Annotated in this window: 22 protein-coding genes and 1 tRNA gene; 12 read left to right on the top strand and 11 right to left on the bottom strand. The window is 63.0% G+C overall.

What is annotated here, in order from left to right; all coding sequences use genetic code 11:
• Window positions 1-11 precede the first annotated feature (11 nt).
• A complete protein-coding gene (locus AC1DXN_RS20175; protein WP_477421637.1) occupies window positions 12-4,592 on the bottom strand; it encodes a PAS domain-containing protein in 4,581 nt (1,526 codons plus the stop codon).
• 190 nt (window positions 4,593-4,782) lie between these two features.
• Between AC1DXN_RS20175 and AC1DXN_RS20170 the strand changes: the two genes are divergently transcribed.
• Complete coding sequence (locus AC1DXN_RS20170; RefSeq protein ID WP_477246345.1) at window positions 4,783-5,130, top strand: hypothetical protein; 348 nt, start codon at window positions 4,783-4,785, stop codon at window positions 5,128-5,130.
• 24 nt (window positions 5,131-5,154) lie between these two features.
• Here the strand turns inward: AC1DXN_RS20170 and AC1DXN_RS20165 are convergent, their stop codons facing one another.
• Window positions 5,155-5,391 carry a hypothetical protein gene (locus tag AC1DXN_RS20165; RefSeq protein ID WP_477246343.1) on the bottom strand — a complete coding sequence of 79 codons (237 nt, stop codon included), beginning with the start codon at window positions 5,389-5,391 and terminating at the stop codon, window positions 5,155-5,157.
• Window positions 5,392-5,592: 201 nt separating this feature from the next.
• On the opposite strand from AC1DXN_RS20165, the gene AC1DXN_RS20160 reads away from it, so the two are divergent.
• Window positions 5,593-5,808 carry a hypothetical protein gene (locus tag AC1DXN_RS20160; RefSeq protein WP_477270825.1) on the top strand — a complete coding sequence of 72 codons (216 nt, stop codon included), beginning with the start codon at window positions 5,593-5,595 and terminating at the stop codon, window positions 5,806-5,808.
• A 522-nt stretch (window positions 5,809-6,330) separates the two neighbouring features.
• On the opposite strand, the gene AC1DXN_RS20155 is transcribed toward AC1DXN_RS20160, so the two are convergent.
• Together AC1DXN_RS20155 and AC1DXN_RS20150 are read right to left on the bottom strand one after the other, a co-directional pair.
• On the bottom strand, window positions 6,331-7,170 hold the full coding sequence (locus tag AC1DXN_RS20155; protein WP_477270823.1) for a glutathione S-transferase family protein: 840 nt from the start codon (window positions 7,168-7,170) through the stop codon (window positions 6,331-6,333).
• Window positions 7,171-7,199: 29 nt separating this feature from the next.
• The gene (locus AC1DXN_RS20150; RefSeq protein ID WP_477270821.1) at window positions 7,200-7,781 is read right to left on the bottom strand and encodes a VOC family protein; all 582 of its coding nucleotides are present in this window, start codon (window positions 7,779-7,781) and stop codon (window positions 7,200-7,202) included.
• Window positions 7,782-8,111: 330 nt separating this feature from the next.
• Here AC1DXN_RS20150 and AC1DXN_RS20145 point away from each other — a divergent pair, with 330 nt between their 5' ends.
• The 5 genes from AC1DXN_RS20145 to AC1DXN_RS20125 all read left to right on the top strand — a co-directional run bounded on the left by AC1DXN_RS20145 (window position 8,112) and on the right by AC1DXN_RS20125 (window position 13,601).
• Window positions 8,112-9,017 (top strand): SMP-30/gluconolactonase/LRE family protein, encoded by a 906-nt coding sequence (locus tag AC1DXN_RS20145; protein WP_477270820.1) that lies wholly within the window; start codon window positions 8,112-8,114, stop codon window positions 9,015-9,017.
• Window positions 9,014-10,264 (top strand): alpha-hydroxy acid oxidase, encoded by a 1,251-nt coding sequence (locus tag AC1DXN_RS20140; protein ID WP_477270818.1) that lies wholly within the window; start codon window positions 9,014-9,016, stop codon window positions 10,262-10,264. The genes AC1DXN_RS20145 and AC1DXN_RS20140 overlap by 4 nt, the downstream gene beginning before the upstream one ends.
• Window positions 10,257-10,946: an RraA family protein gene (locus tag AC1DXN_RS20135; protein ID WP_477270816.1), complete on the top strand. Its 690-nt coding sequence runs from the start codon at window positions 10,257-10,259 to the stop codon at window positions 10,944-10,946. The genes AC1DXN_RS20140 and AC1DXN_RS20135 overlap by 8 nt, the downstream gene beginning before the upstream one ends.
• Before the next feature lie 745 nt (window positions 10,947-11,691).
• Window positions 11,692-11,985: a hypothetical protein gene (locus AC1DXN_RS20130; protein WP_477270814.1), complete on the top strand. Its 294-nt coding sequence runs from the start codon at window positions 11,692-11,694 to the stop codon at window positions 11,983-11,985.
• Between the two features lie 437 nt (window positions 11,986-12,422).
• Window positions 12,423-13,601, top strand: coding sequence for a Gfo/Idh/MocA family protein (locus AC1DXN_RS20125; RefSeq protein WP_477246331.1), 1,179 nt, complete (start codon window positions 12,423-12,425; stop codon window positions 13,599-13,601).
• Between the two features lie 1,117 nt (window positions 13,602-14,718).
• Here AC1DXN_RS20125 and AC1DXN_RS20120 read toward each other — a convergent pair.
• The 4 genes from AC1DXN_RS20120 to AC1DXN_RS20105 form a co-directional block, all read right to left on the bottom strand.
• Complete coding sequence (locus tag AC1DXN_RS20120; protein WP_477270812.1) at window positions 14,719-15,129, bottom strand: hypothetical protein; 411 nt, start codon at window positions 15,127-15,129, stop codon at window positions 14,719-14,721.
• A gap of 322 nt (window positions 15,130-15,451) precedes the next feature.
• Window positions 15,452-15,526: transfer RNA gene (locus AC1DXN_RS20115), tRNA-Glu, on the bottom strand.
• A gap of 86 nt (window positions 15,527-15,612) precedes the next feature.
• Complete coding sequence (locus AC1DXN_RS20110; RefSeq protein ID WP_477270810.1) at window positions 15,613-16,026, bottom strand: VOC family protein; 414 nt, start codon at window positions 16,024-16,026, stop codon at window positions 15,613-15,615.
• Window positions 16,027-16,062: 36 nt separating this feature from the next.
• Window positions 16,063-16,446 carry a fimbrial protein gene (locus tag AC1DXN_RS20105; RefSeq protein ID WP_477270808.1) on the bottom strand — a complete coding sequence of 128 codons (384 nt, stop codon included), beginning with the start codon at window positions 16,444-16,446 and terminating at the stop codon, window positions 16,063-16,065.
• Between the two features lie 24 nt (window positions 16,447-16,470).
• Between AC1DXN_RS20105 and AC1DXN_RS20100 the strand changes: the two genes are divergently transcribed.
• Together AC1DXN_RS20100 and rpoH are read left to right on the top strand one after the other, a co-directional pair.
• The gene (locus AC1DXN_RS20100; RefSeq protein ID WP_477270806.1) at window positions 16,471-17,511 is read left to right on the top strand and encodes an RluA family pseudouridine synthase; all 1,041 of its coding nucleotides are present in this window, start codon (window positions 16,471-16,473) and stop codon (window positions 17,509-17,511) included.
• A gap of 187 nt (window positions 17,512-17,698) precedes the next feature.
• Window positions 17,699-18,610 carry an RNA polymerase sigma factor RpoH gene (gene rpoH / locus AC1DXN_RS20095; protein WP_477246322.1) on the top strand — a complete coding sequence of 304 codons (912 nt, stop codon included), beginning with the start codon at window positions 17,699-17,701 and terminating at the stop codon, window positions 18,608-18,610.
• 205 nt (window positions 18,611-18,815) lie between these two features.
• Here the strand turns inward: rpoH and AC1DXN_RS20090 are convergent, their stop codons facing one another.
• From AC1DXN_RS20090 to AC1DXN_RS20080, 3 genes are all read right to left on the bottom strand, one after another.
• Window positions 18,816-19,475, bottom strand: a complete 660-nt coding sequence (locus tag AC1DXN_RS20090; protein ID WP_477246320.1) for a peroxiredoxin — start codon at window positions 19,473-19,475, stop codon at window positions 18,816-18,818.
• A 150-nt stretch (window positions 19,476-19,625) separates the two neighbouring features.
• Window positions 19,626-19,991, bottom strand: coding sequence for a cell division protein ZapA (locus tag AC1DXN_RS20085; RefSeq protein ID WP_258606986.1), 366 nt, complete (start codon window positions 19,989-19,991; stop codon window positions 19,626-19,628).
• Window positions 19,992-19,995: 4 nt separating this feature from the next.
• Window positions 19,996-20,268, bottom strand: a complete 273-nt coding sequence (locus tag AC1DXN_RS20080) for a DUF4164 domain-containing protein (RefSeq protein ID WP_477246318.1) — start codon at window positions 20,266-20,268, stop codon at window positions 19,996-19,998.
• A 261-nt stretch (window positions 20,269-20,529) separates the two neighbouring features.
• On the opposite strand from AC1DXN_RS20080, the gene tkt reads away from it, so the two are divergent.
• The 3 genes from tkt (at window position 20,530) to AC1DXN_RS20065 (ending at window position 25,785) form a co-directional block, all read left to right on the top strand.
• Window positions 20,530-22,521, top strand: coding sequence for a transketolase (gene tkt, locus AC1DXN_RS20075; RefSeq protein WP_477270804.1), 1,992 nt, complete (start codon window positions 20,530-20,532; stop codon window positions 22,519-22,521).
• Between the two features lie 156 nt (window positions 22,522-22,677).
• Window positions 22,678-23,688: a type I glyceraldehyde-3-phosphate dehydrogenase gene (gap, locus tag AC1DXN_RS20070; RefSeq protein WP_477270802.1), complete on the top strand. Its 1,011-nt coding sequence runs from the start codon at window positions 22,678-22,680 to the stop codon at window positions 23,686-23,688.
• Between the two features lie 207 nt (window positions 23,689-23,895).
• Complete coding sequence (locus AC1DXN_RS20065; RefSeq protein WP_477421635.1) at window positions 23,896-25,785, top strand: potassium/proton antiporter; 1,890 nt, start codon at window positions 23,896-23,898, stop codon at window positions 25,783-25,785.
• Window positions 25,786-25,870: the final 85 nt, after the last annotated feature.

Genomic DNA, 25,870 nt, shown 5'->3' with positions numbered 1-25,870 from the left:
CGACGGCGCGCCTATCCTGCGCTGCGCAGGACCTCCCCGCCGGCGTTGACCCAGCGCTCGACCTTTTCCAGCAAGGCCCTGGGGCTGATCGGCTTGGGCAGATAGTCGTCCATGCCCGCTTCCAGACAACGTTCGCGATCGCCTTTCAGCGCATGAGCTGTGACGCCGACAATCGGGATATGCGTACCCGTCTCCTCTTCCAGCCGGCGAATGGCGGCCGTCGCTTCGAGCCCGCTCATCTCCGGCATCGAGACATCCATCAGGATCATGCGCGGGTTGAGCCTGCCGAAGGCGTCGAGCGCCTTGCGACCGTTGCCGACGATTTCGAAACTGTAACCGGTTTCACCGATGATCTGGGTGAACACCATCTGGTTCACTTCATTGTCCTCGGCAACCAGTATGTCGAGCCTGCGTTCATCGCCGGTGGCCCGGGCGCGGGCACGAACCGGCGGTGGCTGCAGCAAGGCCCGCTCCGAAGCAGCGTGTGGCGGCTTTGCGGATGCTGGTTCGGCAATGCCGCCCGAACCGCTGCGTGCTGCCGGCAGCACGCGACCGTCCGTCGTGTGGTGGTGGTGACGCTGGATTGTCGCGACCAGCGTTTCCAAAAGCACCGAGGACCGCGCCGGCTTGATCAGCTGCGCATCGATGCCGAGATCGCGATAGCTGGTGTTGGCGAGCGATTGGTCGACCGATGTCAGCATGATGATCGGCGTATCGGCGAGGCCGGCGGTGTTGCGCACGATCCGCGCCATTTCGGCGCCGCTCATTCCCGGCATCTGGTAGTCGAGCACGACGCAGTCGACCGGCACCCCATAGGCAGCGGCGGCAACGAGCACCTTCAACCCCTCGGCGCCGCTTTCCGCCGCGCACGCATCGAACGTCCATGACGCCATCTGCTCGCTCAGAATCGACCGGTTGACGGCATTGTCGTCGACGATCAGCACCCGTGCGCCGGTCACGTCGACCGGCATGATCCGCTGCCCGCTCTGTTGCCCGGCCCTGGGCAATGTCACGGTGAACCAGAAGGTCGAGCCCTTGCCTTCGTCGCTTTCCACGCCGATCTCGCCGCCCATCAGCTCGACCAGGCGCGAGGTGATGGCGAGCCCGAGCCCGGTGCCTTCGTGGCGTCTGGTCGACGAGGTATCGACCTGGCTGAATTTTTCGAAGACGAGTTTCAGTTTCTCAGGCGGAATGCCGATGCCGGTATCGGTGACCGAGATGGTGAGCTTTGTTCCCGTCGGCACCTTCTGACCGGTCACGTCGACCAGCACATGGCCTTCGTCGGTGAATTTCACCGCATTGCCGACCAGATTGGTGACGATCTGCCTGATGCGGCCGACATCGCCGATGAACAGGCTCTCCAGGCCGGGCTCGATGCGCACGATGAGCTCGAGGTCCTTCTCCTTGGCGCGCGTCGACACCAGCGTCGCCACATCCTCGATCGCCTCGGGGAGGTTGAAGGGCGCCGGGTCGAGCACCAGCTGGCCGGCGTCGATCTTGGAGAAGTCGAGGATGTCGTTGATGATCGTCAAAAGCGCGTTGCCCGACTTGACGATGATGTCGGTGAACGTCTTCTGCTTCGGATCGAGATCGGATTTGGCCAGAAGTTCGGCCATGCCGAGCACGCCGTTCATCGGCGTGCGGATCTCGTGGCTCATATTGGCCAGGAATTCCGACTTGGCGCGGTCGGCAAGCACGGCGCGCTGCCGTGCCTCCCGCAATTCGGCCTCGCGCAGCTTCAGTTCGGTGATGTCGGTGGTCGATCCGATCAGATAGAGCGAGCCGTCGGACGCGATCATCGCGCCCTTGCGTGCGAATTGGTGGCGCACGCTGCCGTCGGCAAGCGTCACCGTCTCCTCGACCTCCTGCGTCTCGCCGGTGCGCAGCACGGCAAGATCGCCATTGACGAAAGCTTCGCCGTCCTGCCCGAAAATCTCGATGTCGGTCTTGCCGATCGCATCTTCCCTGGTGAGACCGGTGAGGTCGCACCAGCCCTTGTTGACGTAGAACTGCCTGAGGTCGGAGCGCTTGGCGTAGATCGACACCGGCACATTGTCGATGAGGCTGCGGAACACCTCGTTCTCGCGCATGCTCTCCTGCAGCGCGTGTTCGCGCGCCTTGACCTCAGTGATATCGGTGCTGGAGCCGACCAGGTGCACCGACCCGTCGAGCGCCACCAGCTGGCTCTTGCGCGTCATCAATTGCCTGAGCGTACCGTCGCGGTGGGTAACGGGCTCCTCGATCTCGCGGACGCGGCCGGTGACGACGACTTCGGTGTCGTCCTGGCTGTAAGTTTCGGCATCGTCGACGCCGAAAAGCTGGCGGTCGGTGCGGCCGATGACCTCTTCCTTTGGGATGCCGGTCAGCGCGCACCAGGCCTTGTTGACGAATTCGATGCTCAGATCATCGGCCTTGATGAAGGCGGCAACCGGCAGTTCGTCCATCACGTGCCGGAACAGGTCGATCTGGCGCATGCTTTCCTGCAGCGCCTTTTCGCGGCTCTTGATTTCGGAGATGTCGACGCGCACGCCGATGAACGTGCCGTCCTCGGTCCGCATGTCGTAGACCTGGTACCAGCGGCCATCGGGATTGAGGCGCTCATAGGACGAGTTGGGCAAGCGGTAGCGGGCGAGAATGGCGTCGAGCCAGCGCTCGGGATCGCCGTCATACAGTTTGTCGACCTGAGGGTCGCCGCTGAGGCGGAAATAGCCGACCGAATGGCCGAGCTTCAGCGCGTCGCGGAAGGTGCCGCCGGGGTGCCACGCCGGCTTCAGCGCCGGCAGCGTATCCTGCAGCTTGCGGTTGGCGAAGACGAAATTGTCGTCGCGGTCGTAGATGATGACGGCAGCCGGCAACGATTCCAGCACGGTGGCGAGGTTCTTGCGTGCGTCCTCGGCTTCCGTCTCGCGGCGCTTCATGTCGGAAATGTCAAAAATGAAACCGGCGACATAATTGCGGCCGCTGGCCATCGAGACGCGGTTTTTCCTAACGATGCGCGAGCGGCCGATGCCGGCAAATGCGAAGTTCTCTTCCACTTCGTAGGGTTTGCCGCTTGCCAGGACCTGCTTTTCGCTTTCCTCGAACAGCACCACCTCGTCCGCCGTGACGAAATCGCCACCGGGCTTGCCGAGCATCGCCTGCGGCGTCTGTCCGAACAGCGAAGAGAACGCCTCGTTGACGAAGACGAAGCGCAGATTGTCGTCCTTGACGAAGATCGGGTCCTTGACCCCGTTGATCACCGCCTCGGCCAGCCGCGATTTCTCCAGCGCTTCGGCCAGTTCCGCCTCGCGATCCTTCATCTCGGTGACGTCGACATAGGAAATCAGCCGCTTGCCGCCGGCCAGTGGCGACATCGACGAGATCAGCGTGCGGCCGTCATTGCGCGGGAATTGCTTCGATCCGGCCGTGCCCGCCCTGATCTCCGCCTCACGCTCGACCATATGCTGATGCCATGTCGCATCGTCGGAACCATAGGGGTCGACGTCGCGGCTGGCCTGCATCAGGTCGCGGAAGTTGCAGCCGATCTCGGCGCGCCGGGCGTCGATCCCCCAGAAATCGTAGAAGGCGCGATTGATGACTTCGGCGCGCATGTCGGCATCGAGGACGAGGACGCCGATCGGCATCTGGTCGACCATCGTGCGCAGATTGGCGAAGGTTTCAGCAGTCCGGGCGTTGGCGCTGACGATCTCGGCATCGCGAGCCTTGAGCTCGGTGACCTCGTAATAGGTCAACAGCCGCTTGCCTCCCGACAGCGCCGTCACCGAGAACATCATCGTCCGGCCATCGGCGTGCGGGAACTCGCGCGGCGCGACGGAGCCGGCGCGAATCTCCTCGATGCGGCTGGCGAGGTAGCGCTGCCACGCCTGTTCGTTGATATCGCCATAGATGCCGTTGCGGCGGTTCAATTCCATCAACAGGCTGAACGGGGCGCCAATGGTCACGGCGCCCTCCGGAATCCTGGAGAGGTCGCGATAGGCCTTGTTGACGATCAGCGTTTCGAGCCGGGCGTCCAGAAGCACGACGCCCATATGCATGGCGTCCATGGTCCGCTCGAGATCGGCCAGATGCTGTGCATTCTCGCCGGCTGCCGGCGCATCGCTGTCTTGCTGCGTCGGCTTCAGCTGGTCGAATGCATCGGCCAACGCCGTGACATTGCGGCCAATGCCGCGATAGCCGGCAAATTTCGCCTCGGAATCGAAGCGTGGAAAGCCGGTGATCGCAACCCGGTGGCAGTCGGGGCGGCCGCCTTGCAATTCGTAGACGAAATCCCGGAACGGCCGATGCGCCTGCAAATCCTCCAGATGCGCGGCGGCATTGCGATTGCCGTCCATCATCTGCTTGAGGAAATCGAAGCGGAATCGGCCAAGAATGGTCGCGGGATCGATGCCGGTGGCGGCCTGGTAGTTTTCCGAAACCCAGGAGAAGCGCAACTCGGCGTCGGTCTCCCAGACCCAGTCAGCGCCCGCTTCGACCAACTGGCGCAGCGCCTCGGCCGAATCGATGTGATCGGCGAGCGCATCGTCGCCGTGCACACCCTTCTTGCGGGCACCGCGCTTGCCACGTGCCCCAACTGTTTCGTCCGCTTCCGCCATCCCGTCCCACCCCGAAAACCAAGGCCGAACCCTCCCCGCGGTTCGCCGACGGAATGTGCCCGAGAAGCATTAATGATCCGCTAACCATAACGGGTTGCATTGATCCAAAAGACGGCAACTGCAACGCGTCAATTCGGCCGGTTGTCGGCGGGACCGCAGCCGCGTTATAAGTTACCAAGGGGTATTGCTAATGTTCGGTCGGATTCTGCCTTGTTTCCTGGGCGTGACGCTGCTTTTCGGCAGTGGTTGCGCGCGCAGCTATGACGGGACGGTGGTCATCCCCAGACCGCTCGATGTCAGGCGTTTCTGGGACCAGGATCCATCGCAGACGCGGGCAACCCAATTGCAGGCGCAAACCGGTGTCTTTCCGGTGCCGCCGCAGGAGCCGAGACGATGGGTGGCCCACAGCGACACCCCGCCGGCACGGCGCCTGACCAGGGTCTCCAACCCGCCCAGCCTGTCTGCCGAGCCAACGAAGCCGCTGACCTGCAAGGACGTCAGCGCACCCGGCAAGCGCTATCGCGTCGTCTGCGAATAGCCGGCCGACTTTCAGTTGAGATAGTCAAAGCGACGCTGCGCCCTTTTTAGGCTCCTTGGCGCCGAGCTTCTCCAGCGCGAAACGCACCTGGCGCAGCTCATCCTGCCAGCCATCATCGTCGCTCATCGAACTTTCCGACGCCGCCCGCTGCAAGCCGCGCGCCTCGGATTCGATGTCGCGAAGCCTGGCGATTTTCTGATCGGTGGTCAGAGATTGGTCTTCGACAATCTCCTGCACCTTCATTTCCCTGAACGTGACCATGGCGATTGCTCCTGGTTGATCCCTGTCACAACGCCGTGACGGCAAGAGCGTTCCAGGCAGCTCGATGCATGTCGCCCCGGCGCCACGGCCTGAGGGGCACCATGGATCCCGATCCCGCAACATCGGCCGCTTGCCGCTGAAACCTTTGCCCGGTCCTGCGCGTTGTGTGTGCTCGCGTTGTGTGTGCTAAGGAGACCGAAGATGTCTGTTCACTTCACCGTCTCTGGCCTGACCAGAAACCTGTTCCACTCGCTGGGACTCGACCATGAGCGGGCGCCGAGACCCCTGACGCCTGAGCAGAGCCTGCTGCTGGAATGCTATATGGCCGGCCAGATTCCGGAATCGGCCTGGAGCGACTACGTCTTCGAGACGCCGGAACTGCAACGGCATGTCAATGCGAGGCGCCTGCACCACTGATAACGACAAGTCAGCACCCGCACCACCCACGATTGCCCGCGTGTCGCGCGCTGGATACTTTTTGTTGTCCGGACGTAACATTTTCGGTAGAAATTCGATCCAGTCTTCAGTGGAACATGACCACTCGCACCATCATTTGCCCCGGGGGAAAATCATGAAGAAAACCTACGAGAAGCCGATGCTTCAGAAGCGAGAAAAGCTGTCAAACGTCACCGCGGCTACCAAACAGTCCCCCGTAGTCTAGGACTGTCCGCACCAGCGACGCTGACCCGCACTTGAACAGCCCGCCCGGAAACGAGCGGGCTTTTTGCTTCAGTCGGCCTGGGGAACTGCGGCGTAAACACGCTGCCTGTATCCCTCGAGCCGGCTTGGCGAAAGCGCTCACGGGGCGAGAGCCCTGCAAAGCAAAAAGGCCGGCGCGGGGCCGACCTTTCCTTCCACCTCGACATCCGCGCCAGTACATCCGTGGTCACAGGTTGAGGTGAATTGCCTTGAGTAGACAGGGCTTTGGTTAACGAAACCTTAACTCACTGCCTTGGCCTGTGATTTCACATAGGCGATGTAGCCGCGCACGTCGCCGGCCGGCTCGGCATAGGCCTTGCCGAGTTTCTTCTCGATCGCCGCGATGTACTCCTTGGCCCATTTGGGCAGCGCGTAGTCGATGACGGCCAGGAACTCGAGCGTCGACGCCAGGCGGATGTCGGCGATTGACGGGTGCTGGCCGCCGATGAACGGCTTGCCGTCCCGGAAGAAGCTGTGAAACACCTCCAGCGGCTCGGCGATCGCAGCCATCGCTGCCTTCTGGGCTTGCGATTTGCTGTCGGGGTGGGCATCGCTGTGACCGACCTCACCCGCATACTGCGCAAAGCCGAGCGCCGGATAGGTGGCGCGCGCCACATAGGGGTAGAGCGTGCCGATCAGGTAGAACATGGCGCTGTCGACCATCGCCCGCTTGGCCGGCGCCTTGGGGTAGAATTTGTCCAGCCCATGCTTGTTGGCGAGATACTGCATGATGGCGCAGCTTTCCCACAGCACGCCGCGCGGCAGGCCCTTGTCCTCGATCATCGGCGTCAGATGCGCCGGGTTGCGTGCCAGATACTCAGGCGAGCGTGTGTGGCCCCAGGCGTCGGTCTCGGCAGCGTCGAACCCGGCCGCGCGTGCAAACACCCGAACGGTCATGTTGTTGACGCTGGGCTTCAGAATGCTGAGCTTCAGCGCCGGCTTTTTCGGTGATTTAGCCTTGGCTTTCGGCGCCGGTTTGGCGGCTGCCTTGGCCGCCGGCTTTGCGGCCGCTTTCGCTGCGGGTTTGGCGGCTGCCTTGGCCGCAGGTTTCTTCGCACTCTTCGTCGCTGTCTTGGCCATTGTGTTCCTCCCTTTTGTTTGGCTCGTCGTCAGTATGGGTTCTTCGGTGCCCGGTCGTCCGACAAGGTTGCGCGGGAACGCTCTACCAACGCCTGGATCGCGTCGGCGAGATGCACTTCCGCAATATTGTAGTCACCACGCGCGACGCGGATCTTGTGTGCCTCCATCAACACGTCGGCATGGGTGAAGCCCACCGGCGGCTCGAAACGGTAGGAGGCGAGCTCGATCAGCAGGCCGAGCGGATCCTCGAAATAGATCGAATCCATGAAGCCGCGATCCTTGACGCCGCTGTGCTTGATGGCGCGTTCGTCGAGCCGGGCGACCGCCTGCAGGAAGGTGACGCGCGACACCGAAAAGGCGATGTGGTGGACACAACCCGGATCGGTCGGAGTGCGCCGCTTGACCGCCGTGCGGCTCTCATCGGTGAAGATGGTGATCAGCCTTCCGTCGCCTGGATCGAAATAGAGATGGCTCTCCTTGGCTTTGTCGAGATTGGGCTGCTCGAAGATGAACGGCATGCCCAGCACGCCCTCCCAGAAATCAATCGAAGTCTGGCGCCCGGCGCCGACCAGCGTGATGTGATGGACGCCCTGCGATTGCAGTTTCTGCATTGGTCTCCCTCCCTGCCTCGTCCCTTGCGACGAGCGTCGATCTATGGCCGCCGCACGCCATCGCCGACCACGTCATGCGTGCGGCGGATGTGCCTGCCTGGCAGCTTCCCGATCCGTTCCCCGGCGTTCTGCGCGCCGTCCCGAGCCTTTGGCTCGTGGCTTTTGCAGCGATGCTAAATCAATTGGCAGCGCTGCGCCAGAAGCGACGATCCGAGCACGATGTTTTGAGATCCTGCAGCGCCCGACTTGCCGGATCCGGATGACCGCCAGATCGTCCGGCTGGATTATATCAGACAAATCTTGGTAGGCTGCCGGTCTGGAGATCGCGCGATGAACGAGGTTGAACAGCTGGCGGTCGAGCTTGTCGCGACTGGCCTCGGCTGGCCCGAGGGCCCGACTGTGCTGCCTGATGGGCGCGTTGTCATCGTTGAAAGCTATCGCAGCCAGCTGACCGCCATCGATCCTGACGGAACCGCTCGCCAGTTCGCTTATGTTGCGGGAGCGCCCAATGCCTGCATTCTCGGATCGGATGGCCTGCTCTATGTCTGCCAGAACGGCGGCACGACCGGACCCTGGCGGGCCGCGGAGATGACGACGCCATCGATCCAGCGCGTTGCCGAAGGCGGAAAGCCGGAAATCCTGCTGGCCGAAGTTGCGGGCATTCGGCTCAATGGTCCAAACGACCTCGTATTTGCCGCCGATGGCCGGCTCATCTTCAGCGATCCCGGCACGTACAACCCTGGGAATCCGGACCCCAGCTACATCTTTGCCGTCAACCCCGATGGCAATGCGTACCTCGCTCTCGGCTTCGACGAGCCAACCTTCCCGAATGGAGTGGCGATCGAGGCCGACGGCTCGATCGTCTGGGGTGAGTCCTATACAGGGCGCATCAAGCGGCAGCGTCCGGATGGCTGCGTCGAAGACCTTGGCCGCTTGCCTGGGGCCAATCCGATCCCTGACGGGCTGAAGGTCGGTGCGGACGGCCGCCTCTATGTCACGGATATTGCCGCAAACGGCATTCATGTGCTCAGGCCGGACGGAACGGCGGAGGGTTTCTTCGTCTGCGGCAAGGCAACGACCAACTGCGTTTTCTCGGGCGAGACGCTTTGGGTGACAAATGCCGGCGTGCTGGCGACCGGCAGCGACCCTTCCTTCGGGGGCACGCTCTGCTACGTGCGTGTTCCGGGAGGCGGCGGACCGACGCACCACGGTCGCATCGGCGGCAGGAAACCGTGAGCAACTCCTCGACCGCCCCGAACACAGGCGCTAAGGCCAACGGCGGTGCCGGCGTTGCGGTATCGCCTGCTTCGCCGGCGGCGCTGAAGCGCCTGTACAGCGTGGCCGCGGTCCGCGACGCCGCACGGCGGACTTTGCCGCGCCCGGTGTTCGACTTCGCCGACGGCGGCGCCGAGGATGAGCGAACGCTGCGCCGCAACGAGCAGGCTTTCAACGAGGTTGCCCTTCTGCCGCGACCGCTCAACGGGGCAGCGACACGGGATCTCTCTCTTGACCTCTTTGGCGCGAAGCTTGCCATCCCAATCGGCATCGCGCCAACCGGCCTGGCCGGCCTGTTCTGGCCCGACGGCGAGTGCGCGGCAGCCCGAGCCGCAGCGGCCGCTGGCACCTTCTACTGCGCCAGCCACGGCTCGGTCTGCACGCTGGAGGACATAGCGGCCACCGGAACCAGCCCGCGGTGGATGCAGGTATTCGTCTATACCGATCGCGGCTTCACCCGCGAAATGGTGGATCGGGCAAGTGCCTCAAGCTACGACGCGCTGGTGCTGACCATCGACAATCAGATGCTCGGACACCGGGAACGCGACATCCGCAACGGTTTTGCCATCCCGCCGCGCTTCGGCGTGGCCGGGACGCTGGCTGCCGCCACCAAGGCGGCGTGGCTGCTGCGTATGCGCACTCGACTTCCAAAACTGACCTTCGGAAACTACGCGCGCCCCGGCGAGACGGCCACGGTCGGTGCGCTGGCGGGCCGCATGGCCGCACTGCTCGACCCCGGGCTCTCCTGGGCCGACATCGACTGGCTGCGCACTGTCTGGTCCGGACCGTTGTTGCTGAAGGGCATCCTGCATCCCGCCGAAGCCACCGAGGCCGTGGCGCGCGGAATCGACGGCGTCATCGTCTCCAATCACGGCGGACGCCAGCTCGACGGCGCGGCCGCGTCGCTGGACGCGCTGCCGGCAATCGCCGCGGCTGTCGACGGTCGCATCCCGGTGCTGGTTGACGGTGGTATCAGGCGAGGCTCGGACGTCGTGAAGGCATTGGCGCTCGGCGCTTCCTGCTGTCTGATCGGCCGGCCGCAACTGTGGGGGCTTGCGGTCGCCGGCCAGCACGGTGTGCGACACGTGCTCGAACTCTATCGCAAAGAGATCGACCGGGTCATGGCGCTGATGGGGGCGCGGAGCCTGCGCGACCTCGGGCCGGACTGTCTTTCGTTCCTCCAGGCTACGAGGCCGCCACATGATTGAAGACCCGCCGCTGCTCACCATCAAGCGCCGTTTCGAGCGGCCTGCAGCAGAAATCATCCGTGCCTTTTCCGGCGTGCCCGTCAGCCAAATCGTCGACGCCATGGGCGGCCGCGGGGCCTTGCACCATGCGATCAAACCACTAACGCCAAGTGGTGCTGTGCTGGTCGGTGTCGCGGTGACCTGTCACTGCGGCCCCGCCGACAATCTAGCGGTGTTTGGCGCGCTGGATGTCGCCGTAAGTGGCGATATCATCGTTGCGGCCACCGACAGCTTTGCCGGTGCGGCGGTAACCGGGGATCTCGTGCTCGGCATGGCGCGCAACAAGGGGCTCGCCGGCTTCATCACCGACGGCCTGGTGCGCGATGTCGTCGGAATCGAGGCAGTCGGGTTGCCGGTCTACTGTGCCGGGGTCATCGCGAACTCGCCGGCGCGCAATGGTCCGGGCACCGTCGGATTTCCGGTGGTGCTGGGAGGAGTGGCGATCTCGCCGGGAGACATATTGGTCGGCGACCGCGATGGCGTCGCCGTGGTGCCCCGCCTGGAGGCCAAGACAGTGCTGGCGCGGCTCGCCGCCGTCAGGGCGGCCGAGCAGGTTCTTGAGGCCCAGGTGCGCCAAGGTTTGGAAATGCCCGACTTCGCTGAGGCCGTCCTCAAGTCTGACAGGACGCGCTTCGTTGACTGAAATGGGGTCGCCGATTGGATTTGAGGGGACAACACCATAGGCGACGAAGCAACGCCCACCGCCACGAGCGGAGGGCTCAACACACCAAAACGTAACCTACGCGGCGCGTCGTTGAGCCAACTGGAGACCCGGACGGGCCGGACGGACTCGACGAGGGTCCACCGCGGTCACAATGGTGTGGTGGTGATCGCAGTACACGCGATCCGGCGAAGTCGGCCCCGCGCAAAAACGGTACCCGCCGGGCACTGACCGGTCTTCGCTCACCGGGAAGCGGCACTGAAAGACGCCCAGCTGAATGAGGGGAACGTCTCTCGAAGTTAGTCCGATTTTTTTAGACATGATGGTTTTCAGGTTCCTGGTTCATAAGCCGACGCCGGCTGACGGCCGCAATACAACCGCGTACGGGCGAGCTTCTCTCGTTTTGGAGGCTGTGGATCGTTATATGGTGTCGATTGCGCCTTCAGTGAACCCCGACGCCCTGCTTCTGAAGCCAATCGTTTGCGACTTAAGGCCACACCTGCGGGGATAGGAACGCACCGCAACGCCATCGTGATCCGCCACGGAGCCTCGCCGGGCCGAGGGCAGTGAGAAAGCTAAGGTATTGATTTGCTTGGTACGCCCAAGGGGAATCGAACCCCTGTTCCACGCCTGGCGGGCCTTTCTGATCACTTGGCGAACGCGCTCGGTCCGGTCAGGGACGCGGGCGCTTGAGAGCCACCAAGACATCAAGGGGGGGGGGAAGACTGTGAACGCGCACGTTCGCCTATCGGACCCGATCGTCCGGCGCTCGATCGAAGATGAGATTGAGCGGCTGATTTCCCTCCTCGACTTTGTAGAGCCAGACCCGGATCTCGAACCGTATCTGGCAGGCGGCGCCGAAGTCGTCGGCTCCGACGACAGGGAAGGGGATAGCAGCGACGACGAAGAGGGATCCGACGCGGAACATAGCCTCGGCTGGTCCGAATCGAGCAGCCAAGGGCGCGACGCGTGGGAGCACAACGGTTGCCGGTACACTGCAGGCGTCGACGGCGACAATTGACACCACGGAAAAGTTTAGCCGCTGCTTAGCCCGCTTCTTCACGGTGGCGCGTTCAGGCTGGAACATTCTTCGTATGCTGTAGTTTCTGATCCACCCTTGGCGTTTACTCCCCGTGGCCAAGGCCCGGAAGCTGTCCTCTAACAGCTTCTACAGCCCGCCTCGGATGGGGGCGAACTATCTGAGGCGGGCTTCCTCTGAACCTGACGGGGCGCCAAAAAGCGGCACTTCAGGCGGTGTAAGGACTGTGCCGTTCGGTACTTTGGCAATCCTGAAACAAAAGACGGTGAGCCAGCGGGAAGGGTCTGGAGTAACCAGATTGGGGTCTGGCAGAATGAAAACGGTCAGCAACGCTGAAACTATCGAGCCTTGGGAAAACGCCCCATGTTGCAGTATGGTTGACGTCGAAATAGTTGCCATGGGAGTTTTGGGAGAATGACGTGCCGTCAAACCGGGGCTTGAGGGTTGGGCTCGTTGGCACCGGCTTCATGGGCCGTACCCATTCTAATGCCTATCATCAGGTGCGGCGCTTTTTTCCCGAGGAAGCGGGTGCGGAATTGGTGGCGGTCTGCTCACGCGACGAAGCCAAGGCCCGGGATTTTGCCGCCCAATGGGGTTTCGGCTCGCATGTGACCGATTGGCGCAAACTGGTCGAGCGCGACGACATCGATCTTATCGACATCGCCAGTCCGAATGACACCCATGCCGAGATAGCGATGGCCGCCGCGAAAGCCGGTAAGATGGTGGCGTGCGAAAAACCGCTCGGAACCACGCTCGCCGAGGCGCGGCGCATGGTCGAGGTGGTGGAGCGTGCGGGCGTCGCCAATATGGTCTGGTATAATTACCGGCGGGTGCCCGCGCTGGCGCTGGCCAAGCAGATGGTCGAGGAAGGGCGGCTCGGCCAGATCTTCCACAGCCGCTTCAAGTTCCTGCAGGACTGGACCATGTCGGCGGATCTGCCACAAGGCGGGCCGGGTACGTGGCGGCTCGACGCCAGCCGCTCAGGGAGCGGCGTCACGGGCGATCTGCTTGCCCACTGTATCGATGCGGCACTTTGGCTCGTCGGGCCGTTTGCCGAGGTGTGCGGCATGACCGAGGTTTTCATCCGTGAACGCATGCATACGCTGAGCGGCAAGCGCGAAGCCGTCACGGCGGAGGACGCCGGCCTTTTCCTTGCCCGGTTTGCCAACGGCTCGCTCGCAAGTTTCGAGGCGACCCGCTTCGCGCGCGGCCACAAGGCGCTTTTTACGCTGGAAGTGAACGGCGAACACGGCTCGATCGCATGGGATTTGCACGACCTGCACCGGCTTCAGTACTTCAGCCACCATGACGAAGGCGCCCTTCGCGGCTGGCGTACGATCCACGTGTCCGACAGCGACCATCCATACATGAAGGCCTGGTGGGTGCCGGGCCTCCAGATCGGTTACGAACACACATTCGTACATCAGGTCGCCGACTTCCTTAGCGGCCTTCGCACTGGAGAGAAGGTTGTGCCCAACTTTCGAGATGGCCTTGCGGCCGACGCCGTGGTGGACGCGGTGCTGCGGTCCGCCCGGTCGCGGCGGTGGGAGACCATCGAGGAGGTTGCGGCGCCGGTCAATCTGGAAGGTGTCGGCTAAGGGTCGTCGCGTAAACCGCAGCCGTGAGAGCCGAAGGTCTTTCTCGCCGCGCAGGTGCTTCACAGTCGCGGTCGGCCCGCGTCGATCTCGCAAGCGCGCGGGCAAAGAGACCCGCCAGTGGTCCCCCTCGACCTCCTGGCGGGTTTTTCATTTCGGGGAACCATTTAAGCGCAAGCTAATTGAATCGCGGCCATAAAGCAGCGAGGAGTAACGGCAATGGCGAGCGGGGTTTTGATTCCGATTACCGTAACAATCGACGGGGTCAAGAAGACATTCCCGTCGCTCACAGATTTGGCACTCCATGTAGGGTCAAATCGGGGTGCGCCGTCTTCTTGGCGTAGTCGCAACCCCGACCGACCAATTCAGGACTGGGTGGATAAGCAGCTCAGGCGTAAAGTCAGCAGGGCAAACGAACACAGGTGACGCCTCGCAGGGGGCATATTGGCACGCATGGGCAAGGACTGGACGTTCCAAACGTTGATCGACGCCAAGATGGCGGTGACGGCGCACTGCCATCATGCACCCTGCAACCATAGCCAAAAGCTCGACCTAGTGAAGCTGAGCGACCGCTTCGGCCGAGAGGCGCCAGCCATGGCGGATGACCTCATTCCAAAGCTCAAATGCGCCAAGTGCGGCAGCAAGAGAGTCGGTCTGATCTACACGCCGGATACCAGCCCGAACGCCTACGGCAAGGCCAAAGACGGGGATGACAGAAGCGGCCCGGCACTCGCCAGCGGGGGGGGCCAGCAAATACCGGGCCTAGCCGGGGGGCTCAGGCGGCGGTGCCGGCTGACTGCTATATACGCTCCTGCTAATATAGCTGGAACACAACCAAATGGCCGAAGGACGCAACCCAAGGGTGGAGTAGCGCATAAGCGCGCCGCTAACGGCGCTGAAAACATAGTCCCCTGATCATCAATGAAAGGTCCGCCGCGTGCCCCCACGCGACGGACCTCTGATGGCGGCTAACATCCCTAAGGAATCGACCGCTTGTAGTTGTATTGTGAACTGCGGGACGACGTTAGCGTATGGCGTGATCGCGGAAGCCCGAGGAGATCGGCGTAAAAGACGCAGATCGAGGAGATCACGCCGAAGCCGAAGAGATAGCCCTTTAAGATCATGGGCTCATGTAGTTGCCGTCAACGACGCCGCCGAGTTTCTCATCAAGGCTTCCCTTTATGATGGCTACGCCCTTGCCATGCGAATCGGCGACCTCGCAGTACGCAGCGACCGCGATGCTCAGTTGCCCGTCACGGCCGGCAGCACTCCATCTTTCGGTCGAGACTTGGACGAACATTTGAGGGCCGCTGAAATCGGTTGCCTCGCTGCGCCTAATGCTGTCGATCGTGCTATCCCATGAAGCAAGGACGGCTTTCGCGTTGATCTTGGCGCAGCCTTCGTAGACTCCGGCATTGACGCCCGAGGCAGCGCCGCTGGACGCGATCGGGCTCCTGTCATGGCCCTTGAAGATCCAGACAAGGCCGAGTGCGACGACAGCGACGACCACAACCCTTGCCCTTTCGCCCATACTTAGCGCCCCCTCGCGTTGCGCCGAGGATGCAGCGCAAGCTTCGCCCCAGCAAGGGCGCGATTGACGATTTCGCTAGGGGAGAGATGGCCGGCGCCGCAAGGGCGGGTTGGGGTGCCTATTGGGGAGGGCGCCGGCCTGGCGGAACTAGTCCGCCGCCCATAAGCTAACAGACAGATCGCCGACGCCTATGGTGTTATCGCGGAAGCCGCGCTGGTAGCCGGGTGCTGTCGCAAAGCGCCAAAACGGGGCTCGTACGGAAGGCATATTTGACCGTTATTTGACGGTTTACAACCCAGTCGGCCTAAGTGATTGATTTGCTTGGTACGCCCAAGGGGAATCGAACCCCTGTTCCCGCCGTGAGAGGGCGGTGTCCTGACCGCTAGACGATGGGCGCGTTCAAGAACCGGCGATATAGGCTGACGGCTGAGAAAAAGCAACGGGGCTTCGGGACAATCAGCCGTCCGTAGAATCCGGGCCGTTTCAGGCCTGGCGTTTCGGCTCGATCAGGTCCCAGAGATTGCCGTAGAGGTCGGCGAAAACCGCCACGGTGCCATAGGGCTCGTGGCGTGGCGTCTCATGGAACTCGACGCCGTTTTCGAGCATCGCTGCGTGGTCGCGGGCAAAGTCGTCGGTTTCGAGGAACAGGAAAACCCGGCCGCCCGTCTGGTTGCCGATGCGGCTTTTCTGCACATCGTCCGCGGCCTCGGCCAGCAGCAGCCGCGCGCCTTGTCCGGTCGACGGCGTCACCGTCACCCAGCGCTTGCCGTCACCGAGATCGATGTCGTCGGTCAGCGCAAAGCCAAGCCTGCCGACATACCAGGCGATCGCCTCGTCATAATCGGCGACGACGAGCGTGACGGTGGCGATGCGACGGCTCTCGGCAAACCCGGTCATATCTGCTGCAAACTTGTTTGCTGCATTTGCGGCCCGCTATTTGTTGCGGATTGCAAAGCGGCCGACGATGCGGCGCTCATTGATGTCATAGACAAAGATGGTGCGGCCGCCGTCCGCAAGCTCTGCGTCGATCGAGATGCGGTCGCCGGACAGCGACTGGCTGACGATTTTCGTGCCGACCGGCAGCACGATGTCGCCGGTCAGCGGCTCACCGGCAGGCACCTGGATGTCGCTGGCCAGTGGCGGGCTGACGGCAGGCGCATTGCGGGCTTTGTAGACAAGCGCTCCGATCACCACCATAAGGGCGAGCAACAGCAGGCCGAGATTGATGGCCATGAAGCGCAGGAGTTTCTTCCGCACGCTTTCGACCTCGGGGTCGAGCGGTTTTTCCTGGTCTTCGTCGGCAAGCGGCCTGGCCATGGCAAAAATTCCGGAATTTTTTCGATGAGCGCTCATAGCGAAGAGACCCAGCAATTCATAGAGGCCGCGCCGATCACGCTGGAAGCCGGCGCTGACGCGGCCGGCCAGCGGCTCGACCAATGGCTGGCCGGCCAACTCGGCCCGGACATGTCGCGCAGCCGGGTGCAGATGTTGATCAAGCAGGGCGCGGTCAGCGTCAACGGCAAGCCGGTCGACGAGACCAAGCGCAAGATGGCCGCCGGCGAGCGCGTGTCGGTTGTGACGCCGGAACCGGAGCCGGCCGAACCGCAAGGCGAGGCGATCGCGCTGGATGTGCTTTACGAAGACGCCGAACTGATCGTCATCAACAAGCCGGCCGGGCTGGTCGTGCATCCCGGCGCCGGCAACTGGACCGGCACGCTGGTCAACGCGCTGATCCATCACTGCGGCGACAGTCTTTCCGGCATTGGCGGCGTCAGGCGGCCAGGCATCGTGCACCGGCTCGACAAGGAAACCAGCGGCGTCATGGTCGTCGCCAAGACCGATCGCGCGCACAAGGCGTTGTCGGAAGCCTTTGCCGACCACGGCCTGACCGGCGACCTCGAACGCGCCTATCTGGCGCTGGTCTGGGGCATACCGACGAGGCCGACCGGAAAGGTCGATGCGCCGCTAGGCCGTGCCGCCGACCGCGTGCGCCGCGCCGTGGTGCCGGCGGGGCGCGACGACGCCCGCCACGCCATCACCCATTTCATCGTGCTGGAGCGTTTTGGCGAACAGCAGCAGGAATTCGCCACGGCGAGCATGGTCGAATGCCGGCTGGAGACCGGCCGCACCCACCAGATCCGCGTCCACATGGCGCATATCGGCCATCCCGTCGTCGGCGATCCCGATTATGGGCAAGCCTTTCGCACCAAGGCCAACCGGCTGCCCGAACCGTTGAAGGCCTTGGTGAAGGCATTTCCACGACAGGCTTTGCATGCCCGCCTCCTTGCATTTCGGCACCCCACTACCCATTTATCGATGAGGTTCGAGGCGCCGATACCGGGGGACATGGAGGAACTCGTCGGCGGCTTTCGCAAACTCTGAACGGTCTCCTAAAACCTGAGCGGCATTGTTCACTTTGGCGTGACACACTGTTTCGTGTTGAACAAATGCCTGTCTTTTCTGGTTTTGTTCCTATATGAATTCGTTGTCGCGGATGAGCCTTTTGGCGTTCGCGTCACATGCCCGCCGCGTTTCGGGGGCATCACTCCAAGAGAGAGGGGGCGCTATCATGGCCCAGTCATTACCCAGTATTGTTTCCGGCGAAGGCGGCCTCAGCCGCTACCTGGAAGAAATCCGCCGCTTTCCGATGCTGCAGCCGCAGGAAGAGTACATGCTCGCCAAGCGTTACGCCGAGCATGAGGACACCACGGCTGCGCACAAGCTCGTCACCAGCCACCTTCGGCTCGTTGCCAAAATCGCCATGGGCTATCGCGGCTACGGCCTGCCGATCGGTGAAGTGATCTCGGAAGGCAATGTCGGCCTGATGCAGGCCGTCAAGAAATTCGAACCCGAGCGCGGCTTCCGCCTCGCGACATACGCCATGTGGTGGATCAAGGCCTCGATCCAGGAGTACATCCTGCGCTCGTGGAGCCTGGTCAAGATGGGCACAACCGCCAACCAGAAGCGCCTGTTCTTCAACCTTCGCAAGGTGAAGGGCAAGATCCAGGCGCTCGACGACGGCGATTTGAAGCCCGACCAGATCACCGAGATCGCGACAAGGCTGAACGTGTCAGAAGCCGAAGTGGTGTCGATGAACCGCCGCCTGTCGGGCGACGCTTCGCTCAACGCGCCGATCCGCGCCAGCGAAGGCGAATCCGGCGAATGGCAGGACTGGCTGGTCGACGACCACGAAAGCCAGGAAGAGATGCTGATCGAGCAGGACGAGCTGGAAAACCGGCGCGGCATGCTGTCGGGCGCTCTTGCCGTGCTCAACGAGCGCGAACGGCGCATCTTCGAAGCACGCCGCCTCGCCGAGGAGCCGCTGACGCTGGAAGAGCTGTCGGCCGAGTTCGATATCAGCCGCGAGCGCGTGCGCCAGATCGAGGTGCGCGCCTTCGAGAAGGTGCAGGACGCGGTCAAGGCCGCGGCCAAGCGCCAGATGCAGGCACTGCGCACCATCGAGGTACAGCCGGCGGCGTAAAGCCACCGCGCATTAAGCAATAACAAAACGGCGGCGCCAGAATCTGGCGCCGCCGTTTTTTTGTCGCTCGCTCCAGGGCGTGACGAGATTCAGGTCAGGCCGAGCCGAAAATGGTGGCTTCCGAGAACCGGAGCGGAGCGTACTTTTCGTACGTGAGCACCGGAAGCGCAGGAAACCGCCATTTGCAGGCCGGCATCACCTGAATCTAGGCGGTAGGCTGCTTGGTCTTCCTGAGATACGGCAGGATCGTCTCATAGGCGCCAAAACGCTTGATCGCGTCCTCGTTGGAGACGGCGGCGGTGATGATGACATCCTCGCCCTGCTTCCAGTTCGCCGGCGTGGCCACCTGGTGCTTGGCCGTCAGCTGGATGGAATCGATGACGCGCAGGATCTCATCGAAATTGCGGCCGGTGGTCATCGGATAGGTCAGCACCAGCTTGATCTTCTTGTCCGGCCCGATGACGTAGACCGAGCGCACCGTGGCGTTGTCGGCCGGCGTGCGCCCTTCCGAGGTTTCGCCGGCGCCCGCCGGCAGCATCTCATAGAGCTTGGCGACCTTGAGCTCCTTGTCGCCGATCAGCGGATAATTCACCGTCTGGCCGGTCGCCGTCTTGATGTCGGCCTGCCACTTGTCATGGCTCGCGACCGGATCGACCGAGATGCCGATGATCTTGACGTTGCGTTTCTTGAACTCGCCTTCCAGCCCGGCCATCGTGCCGAGCTCGGTGGTGCAGACCGGCGTGAAATTCTTCGGATGGCTGAACAGCACAGCCCAGCCGTCGCCGATCCATTCATGGAAGTTGATCGTGCCTTGCGTGGTCTCCGCCGTGAAATCCGGCGCGATATCGTTGATACGAACACTCATGACCCTACCCCTTGTGAAATACCGGCCGGCGCCGGCAATCGATCCTAGCACCATGACGGCATCGATCAAACGCTCAGAGGGTAGGCATTGCCATCGGCGGGCGAAAATTTTTCGCCCCTGCCGGCAGTCGGCGACAGGATTTTCTGCGGCTCAGGCTTTCTTCACCGCCAGCGACGTCGCCAGGTCTTCCATGCGCTGGGCGAGCGCGCCAAGCGCGCCGGTCAGCACGCTGTCGTTCTTGTCGGCTTTGGTCAGCGCGTCGTCGCGCGTCTTGCGCAGCGTCAGCACTTCGCTTTCCATGCCCTTGACGCGTTTTTGCAGTTCCGACAGCTCGTCCATGACCATGATGCCCGCCATGACGGTCAGCCGCTGGTCGCCGATCTCGCCAAACGAATCCTTCAGATGCGAGACATAGCGGTCGAAGCGCTCGGCAAGATCGATCAGGTGCTCTTCCTGGCCTTCGTCGCAGGCCATCCGATATTGCTTGCCGTCGATGGAAACCGTGACTTGTGCCATGAGCCTACCTGTCTAGCACCGCGCGGATGGTTTCCATGGCGGTCACCAGTCGGCGCGACACTTCCTTGTTGGCGTCTTCCAGCCGTTCGGCGCGGGCTTCGGAATTGTCGAGTTCCTGCGCCAGCCGTGAACGGTCGGCGTTCATGCGCTGCACCTCGGCCTCGGATTCGGAATAATCCCGCTCATGCTCGAGCTTGGCCGCGACCGCGTTTTCCAGCCCCTCGATGGCTTTACCCAGCCTGGCGATGACTTCCTTGAGTGTCGTTTCCCCGGTCATGGCCTTAGTCCTGTGCCCTGCCCATCACCGAATCATTCGCATTCAGAACGCGTTATCTGGGAAACATTAGGCGCCGTGTGAAGGCGACGTCAACAAAGCTCTCGCGACTGTCCCCCGCTAACGCTAATGTACCGGGACACCCACCATCACGAGACCGGCAAAAGCGCACCGATTTGTTGACTAAAAAGCCGCGCCTGCTATGTGTCGCGCACCCTTTTCAAGGGCTCTCCCAAGGCCCCAACCCCCCATATTGGAGGAAGCATGACCTCGCGTGAACAACATGACCGGATGGCCAATGCGATCCGTTTTCTTTCCATGGATGCGGTCGAGAAGGCCCAGTCGGGCCACCCCGGCCTGCCCATGGGCTGCGCCGACATCGCCACGGTGCTGTTCACGCGCTTCCTGAAATATGACGCCAAGGCCCCGCACTGGGCCGACCGCGACCGCTTCATCCTGTCGGCCGGCCACGGTTCGATGCTGCTCTATTCGCTGCTCTACCTCACCGGCTACGAGGACATCACGATCGACCAGATCAAGAGCTTCCGCCAGCTGGGATCGAAGACGGCGGGGCATCCCGAATACGGCCACGCCGCCGGCATCGAGACGACGACCGGCCCGCTCGGCCAGGGTCTCGCCAATTCGGTCGGCTTCGCGCTCGGTGAGCGCATCATGAACGCCGCCTTCGGCAACGACCTCGTCAACCACTACACCTATGTGCTGGCCGGCGACGGCTGCCTGATGGAAGGCATTTCCCAGGAAGCCATCGCGCTTGCCGGCCATCTCAAGCTCAACAAGCTGATCGTCTTCTGGGACAACAACAACATCTCGATCGACGGTCCCGTCTCCTTGGCCGACAACACCGACCAGGTCGCCCGCTTCCAGGCCTCGGGCTGGAACGCCAGCCACATCGACGGCACCGATCCGGAAGCCATCGCCTACGCCATCGAGGCGGCCCGCCATTCCGACAAGCCGACCATGATCGCCTGCAAGACGACCATCGGCTTCGGCGCACCGACCAAGGCCGGCACCAACAAGGCACACGGCTCGCCGCTCGGCGCCGACGAGATCGCCGGCGCGCGCAAGTTCTTCAACTGGGATTCGCCCCCCTTCGAGATTCCGGCCGACATCCTCGACGCCTGGCGCGGCGCCGGCAAGACCGGCGTCAAGGCCCGCACCGACTGGGAAGGCCGCCTGGCCAAGGCCGACGCCAAGTTGAAGGCTGAATTCGAACGTCGCATCGCAGGCAAGCTGCCGTCGAATTTCGACGCCGTCATCGCCGACTACAAGAAGAAGCTTGCGGCCGACAAGCCGAAGGTCGCCACCCGCAAATCGTCGGAGATGGCGCTGGAAGTCATCAACGGCGCGGTGCCTGAGGCCATCAGTGGTTCTGCCGACCTGACCGGTTCCAACAACACCAAGACCAGCCAGACCAAGAACATCACAGCCGACGATTACGGCCAGCGCTATGTCCACTACGGCATCCGCGAGCATGGCATGGCCGCCGCGATCAACGGCCTGACGCTGCATGGCGGCCTTATCGCCTATGGCGGCACCTTCCTGTGCTTCTCCGACTATGCGCGTCCGGCGATGCGGCTTGCCTCGCTGATGGGCATCCGCTCGATCTTCGTCATGACCCATGATTCCATTGGTCTGGGCGAAGACGGCCCGACCCACCAACCGGTCGAGCACATGGCCGCATTGCGCGCCATCCCGAACCACAATTTCTTCCGTCCGGCCGACGCGGTCGAAACCGCCGAATGTTGGCAGTTGGCCATCGAAGCGGAAAAAACGCCTTCGACGCTGGCGCTGACCCGGCAGAACCTGCCGACGGTGCGCACCGAATTCGTCGCCAAGAACCTCAGCCGCCAGGGCGCCTATGAGCTCGTCGCCGCCAGCGGTGAAGCGGCGGTGACCATCTTTGCGTCGGGCTCCGAGGTCGAGATCGCGGTCGCTGCCCGTGACTTGCTGGAAAAACACGGCCATCCGACCCGCGTCGTCTCGGTTCCCTGCTTCGAACTGTTCGACCAGCAGAGCGCCGACTACCGCAAGAAGACGATCGGCAACGCCCCCATCAAGATGGCGATCGAAGCGGGCATCCGCCAGGGCTGGGATCATCTGATCGGTTCCGACGGCATCTTCATCGGCATGACCGGCTTCGGCGCTTCCGGCACGATCGAACAGCTTTATCCGCATTTCGGCATCACCGCCGAAGCGGCTGCCAAGGCGGCGGAAACCCGCCTGCACGCTAAGTAAAGAACTAAGCCCCCGCGAAATCGGGTAAGACGGTTTCGCGGGGCTGGCCCAACCTAATCGATTTAAATCCACGTCGCTGCGGCTGGATTCTTTGTCCGTCCGCCGCTATGAAGCTGCGGACCCATCGTCAGCCTTCCAGCTCCCAGGGAGAGAAAAATGACCGTCAGAGTAGCCATCAACGGATTCGGCCGCATCGGCCGCAACATCCTGCGCGCCATCCACGAATCCGGCCGTAAGGACATCGATGTCATCGCCGTCAACGATCTCGGCCCGGTCGAGACCAACGCGCATCTCCTGCGTTACGACAGCGTGCACGGCCGCTTCCCGCATGAAGTGACTGTCGATGGCGACCAGATCACCGTCGGCAAGGAAAAGTTCAAGGTCACCGCGATCAAGGATCCGACGCAGCTGCCGTGGAAGGAACTCGGCATCGACATCGCGCTCGAATGCACCGGCATCTTCACCGCCCGCGACAAGGCCGCCGCGCACCTGACCGCCGGCGCCAAGCGCGTGCTGGTCTCCGCACCTGCCGACGGTGCCGATCTCACCGTCGTCTACGGCATCAACCACGACAAGCTGACCAAGGACCACATCATCATCTCGAACGCGTCGTGCACCACCAACTGCCTGGCGCCACTGGCAGCGGTGCTGCACGAGACCGTCGGCATCGAGAAGGGCATGATGACGACGATCCACTCCTACACGGGCGACCAGCCGACGCTGGACACCATGCACAAGGATCTCTACCGCGCCCGCGCTGCCGCTCTGTCGCAGATCCCGACCTCGACCGGTGCCGCCAAGGCGATCGGCCTCGTCCTGCCCGACCTCAAGGGCAAGCTCGACGGTATCTCGATCCGCGTGCCGACCCCGAACGTCTCGGTCGTCGATTTCAAGTTCATCGCCAAGCGCGCGACCACCGTCCAGGAAATCAACGAAGCGGTCATCGCCGCCTCCAACGGCAAGCTCAAGGGTATCCTCGGCGTCACCCATCATCCGAACGTCTCGATCGACTTCAACCATGATCCGCGGTCCTCGATCATGGCGCTCGACCAGACCAAGGTCATGGACGGCAACTTCGTTTCGGTGCTGTCCTGGTACGACAATGAGTGGGGCTTCTCCAACCGCATGTCCGACACCGCAGTGGCCTTCGGCAAGACCATCGGCTGATCGCGAAACCATCGTCTCGTGACAGGAAACGCCCGGCTTTGTCCGGGCGTTTTTCGCTAGACCGGCTCAGGAGAAGCCCTGAGCGCCAAAATACCTGAAAATCAGCGGCATAGGGCAAAAAGCCACCCTCCCGCCTTGCGCTGGCCATGCCTTCGCCCCACTCTCCCGTAAATCGGGAGAAAGAGGAATTCGAGGGGCAAATCACGGATGGAGCATGCGATCTATCTCGTCACGCTGGTCGGCACTGCGCTTGTCCTTGCCGCCGCGTTTTCGAGCCTGATCGCCTTCCGCTTCGGCGCTCCCCTCCTGCTCTTGTTTTTGTGCATCGGCCTGGCCACCGGAACCGATGGCCTCGGCATCCAGTTCGACAATGCGCGGCTGGCTTATTTTGCCGGCTCACTGGCGCTCGCCGTCATTCTGTTCGATTCCGGTTTCGGCACGCCGCTCAACGCCTTGCGGCAGGCGGCGGGGCCGGCGTTGTCGTTGGCGACCGTCGGCGTCCTGTTGACCACCGGCCTGTTCGGCGCCGCTGCCTACTATATGCTCGATCTTACCTGGCTGGAATCCTTCCTGCTCGGTGCCGCCGTCGCCTCGACCGACGCCGCCGCAGTGTTCTTCCTGTTGCGCGCCGGCGAGATCAATCTGCGCGAACGCGTGCGCGCCACGCTCGAAGTCGAATCCGGCACCAATGACCCGATCGCCATCTTCCTGACCATCACGCTGGTCGAGATCATCGCCGCCCACGCCGACCCCGAAGCCAAGGTTCTGGTCACCAACCTCGTCCTCGGCTTCCTGCTCAACATGGGGCTTGGCGCCGTCGTCGGCATTCTCGGCGGCATGGCCATCGTGCGCCTCGTCGACCGGCTCAATCTCGATCACGGCCTGCTGCCGATCTTCGTGCTGACCTTGTCGCTGATGGTGTTCGCCGCCGCCGGCGCCATCGGCGGCTCGGGCTTTCTGGCGGTCTATCTCGCCGGCCTGGTTGCCGGCAATTCCGACATCCGCGCCGTCACCATTCTCAAGCGCTTCCAGGACGGCATGTCGTGGCTGGCGCAGATCATCATGTTCCTGATCCTCGGCCTGTTCGCGACGCCATCGCAGTTTCCGGCGATCATGGTGCCGGCGGTGCTGCTCGGCCTGTTCCTGATCTTCATCGCCCGGCCGCTGGCTGTCTGGCTGTGTCTGATCCCGTTTCGCCTGCCGCGCCCCGAGGTCGCCTTCGTCTCCTGGGTCGGCCTGCGCGGCGCCGTCTCCATCTTGCTCGCCATCACGCCGCTGCTTGGCGGCCTCGAGAACGGCCGCCTGATCTTCAACACCGCCTTCATCATCGTGCTGGTGTCGCTGGTCTTCCAGGGCTGGACCGTCGGACCGTTGGCGCGCCGTCTTGGCCTGATCGTGCCGGCCCGCCTCGGACCGCTGGACAAGGTGGAACTCGAACTGCCGGGCTCTGCCCATCACGAACTGCTTGCCTACCGCGTCGCACCGGGCAGCCCGGTGGCGCGCGGAGAGCGCATTCCGCGCTGGGCGCGGCCCTCGTTGGTGTTGCGCGACGGGCGCTCGATGCGTTTTCAGGACATGGGCCGGCTGGCCGCCGGCGACCAAGTCTACATCTTCGTGCCGGACCGCTATCCACGCCTGCTCGACAAATTGTTCGCCAGCCGCGCCGTGGTCGATCCCGAGGATGTGGATTTCTTCGGCGCCTTCGCCGTCGATCCAGCGCGCTCCGCGGCCGAACTGGAGGCCGCCTATGCACCGGGCCTGACCGAGGCAGAGCAAAAGCTCACCGTCGGCGCCTTGGTGACGGCGCGGCTTGGCGGCAATGCCGAATATGCCGACCGGGTGCTGATTGGCCCGATCGAGCTGATCGTCCGCGACGTCGACGACAAGGGCAAGATCATGGGCCTCGGCCTGTCCTTCGAGCCGACCGCGCCGGTGGCGCGGGTGCCGGTCTTCCTGAGTGCCGGCGAAATCCGCGACCGGCTCTCCGCCATTGTCCGCAATTGGCGCAAGCCCGGTGAAAAGCAGATTGCCGACCGCGAGGCCGAGGTGGAACCAGCCCCGGAACCGGTGGTGGAAAAGACACAGAGCGAGAGCTGACCGCTCCCGACCCCAAATGCCGGATCATATTTTCCGCCTCGCCCCGTCGCAGGTCTTGCATCGTCGACGGTGCGGGGTATGGTCC

Source organism: Mesorhizobium sp. P2_H9 (assembly GCF_056403215.1).
Note: the sequence above shows the minus strand (reverse complement) of the source record. Positions and strands in the feature narration are given on the sequence as shown.

Coding starts and splice junctions, on each gene's coding strand:
- AC1DXN_RS20110 (WP_477270810.1), bottom strand. CDS start 16,026: ATGACCGGGTTTGCCGAGAGCCGTCGCATCGCCACCGTCACGCTCGTC.
- AC1DXN_RS20120 (WP_477270812.1), bottom strand. CDS start 15,129: ATGGGCGAAAGGGCAAGGGTTGTGGTCGTCGCTGTCGTCGCACTCGGC.
- AC1DXN_RS20145 (WP_477270820.1), top strand. CDS start 8,112: ATGAACGAGGTTGAACAGCTGGCGGTCGAGCTTGTCGCGACTGGCCTC.
- AC1DXN_RS20175 (WP_477421637.1), bottom strand. CDS start 4,592: ATGGCGGAAGCGGACGAAACAGTTGGGGCACGTGGCAAGCGCGGTGCC.
- AC1DXN_RS20165 (WP_477246343.1), bottom strand. CDS start 5,391: ATGGTCACGTTCAGGGAAATGAAGGTGCAGGAGATTGTCGAAGACCAA.
- rpoH (WP_477246322.1), top strand. CDS start 17,699: ATGGCCCAGTCATTACCCAGTATTGTTTCCGGCGAAGGCGGCCTCAGC.
- AC1DXN_RS20155 (WP_477270823.1), bottom strand. CDS start 7,170: ATGGCCAAGACAGCGACGAAGAGTGCGAAGAAACCTGCGGCCAAGGCA.
- AC1DXN_RS20160 (WP_477270825.1), top strand. CDS start 5,593: ATGTCTGTTCACTTCACCGTCTCTGGCCTGACCAGAAACCTGTTCCAC.
- AC1DXN_RS20090 (WP_477246320.1), bottom strand. CDS start 19,475: ATGAGTGTTCGTATCAACGATATCGCGCCGGATTTCACGGCGGAGACC.
- AC1DXN_RS20135 (WP_477270816.1), top strand. CDS start 10,257: ATGATTGAAGACCCGCCGCTGCTCACCATCAAGCGCCGTTTCGAGCGG.
- AC1DXN_RS20150 (WP_477270821.1), bottom strand. CDS start 7,781: ATGCAGAAACTGCAATCGCAGGGCGTCCATCACATCACGCTGGTCGGC.
- AC1DXN_RS20100 (WP_477270806.1), top strand. CDS start 16,471: ATGAGCGCTCATAGCGAAGAGACCCAGCAATTCATAGAGGCCGCGCCG.
- AC1DXN_RS20065 (WP_477421635.1), top strand. CDS start 23,896: ATGGAGCATGCGATCTATCTCGTCACGCTGGTCGGCACTGCGCTTGTC.
- tkt (WP_477270804.1), top strand. CDS start 20,530: ATGACCTCGCGTGAACAACATGACCGGATGGCCAATGCGATCCGTTTT.
- AC1DXN_RS20105 (WP_477270808.1), bottom strand. CDS start 16,446: ATGGCCAGGCCGCTTGCCGACGAAGACCAGGAAAAACCGCTCGACCCC.
- AC1DXN_RS20080 (WP_477246318.1), bottom strand. CDS start 20,268: ATGACCGGGGAAACGACACTCAAGGAAGTCATCGCCAGGCTGGGTAAA.
- AC1DXN_RS20085 (WP_258606986.1), bottom strand. CDS start 19,991: ATGGCACAAGTCACGGTTTCCATCGACGGCAAGCAATATCGGATGGCC.
- AC1DXN_RS20170 (WP_477246345.1), top strand. CDS start 4,783: ATGTTCGGTCGGATTCTGCCTTGTTTCCTGGGCGTGACGCTGCTTTTC.
- gap (WP_477270802.1), top strand. CDS start 22,678: ATGACCGTCAGAGTAGCCATCAACGGATTCGGCCGCATCGGCCGCAAC.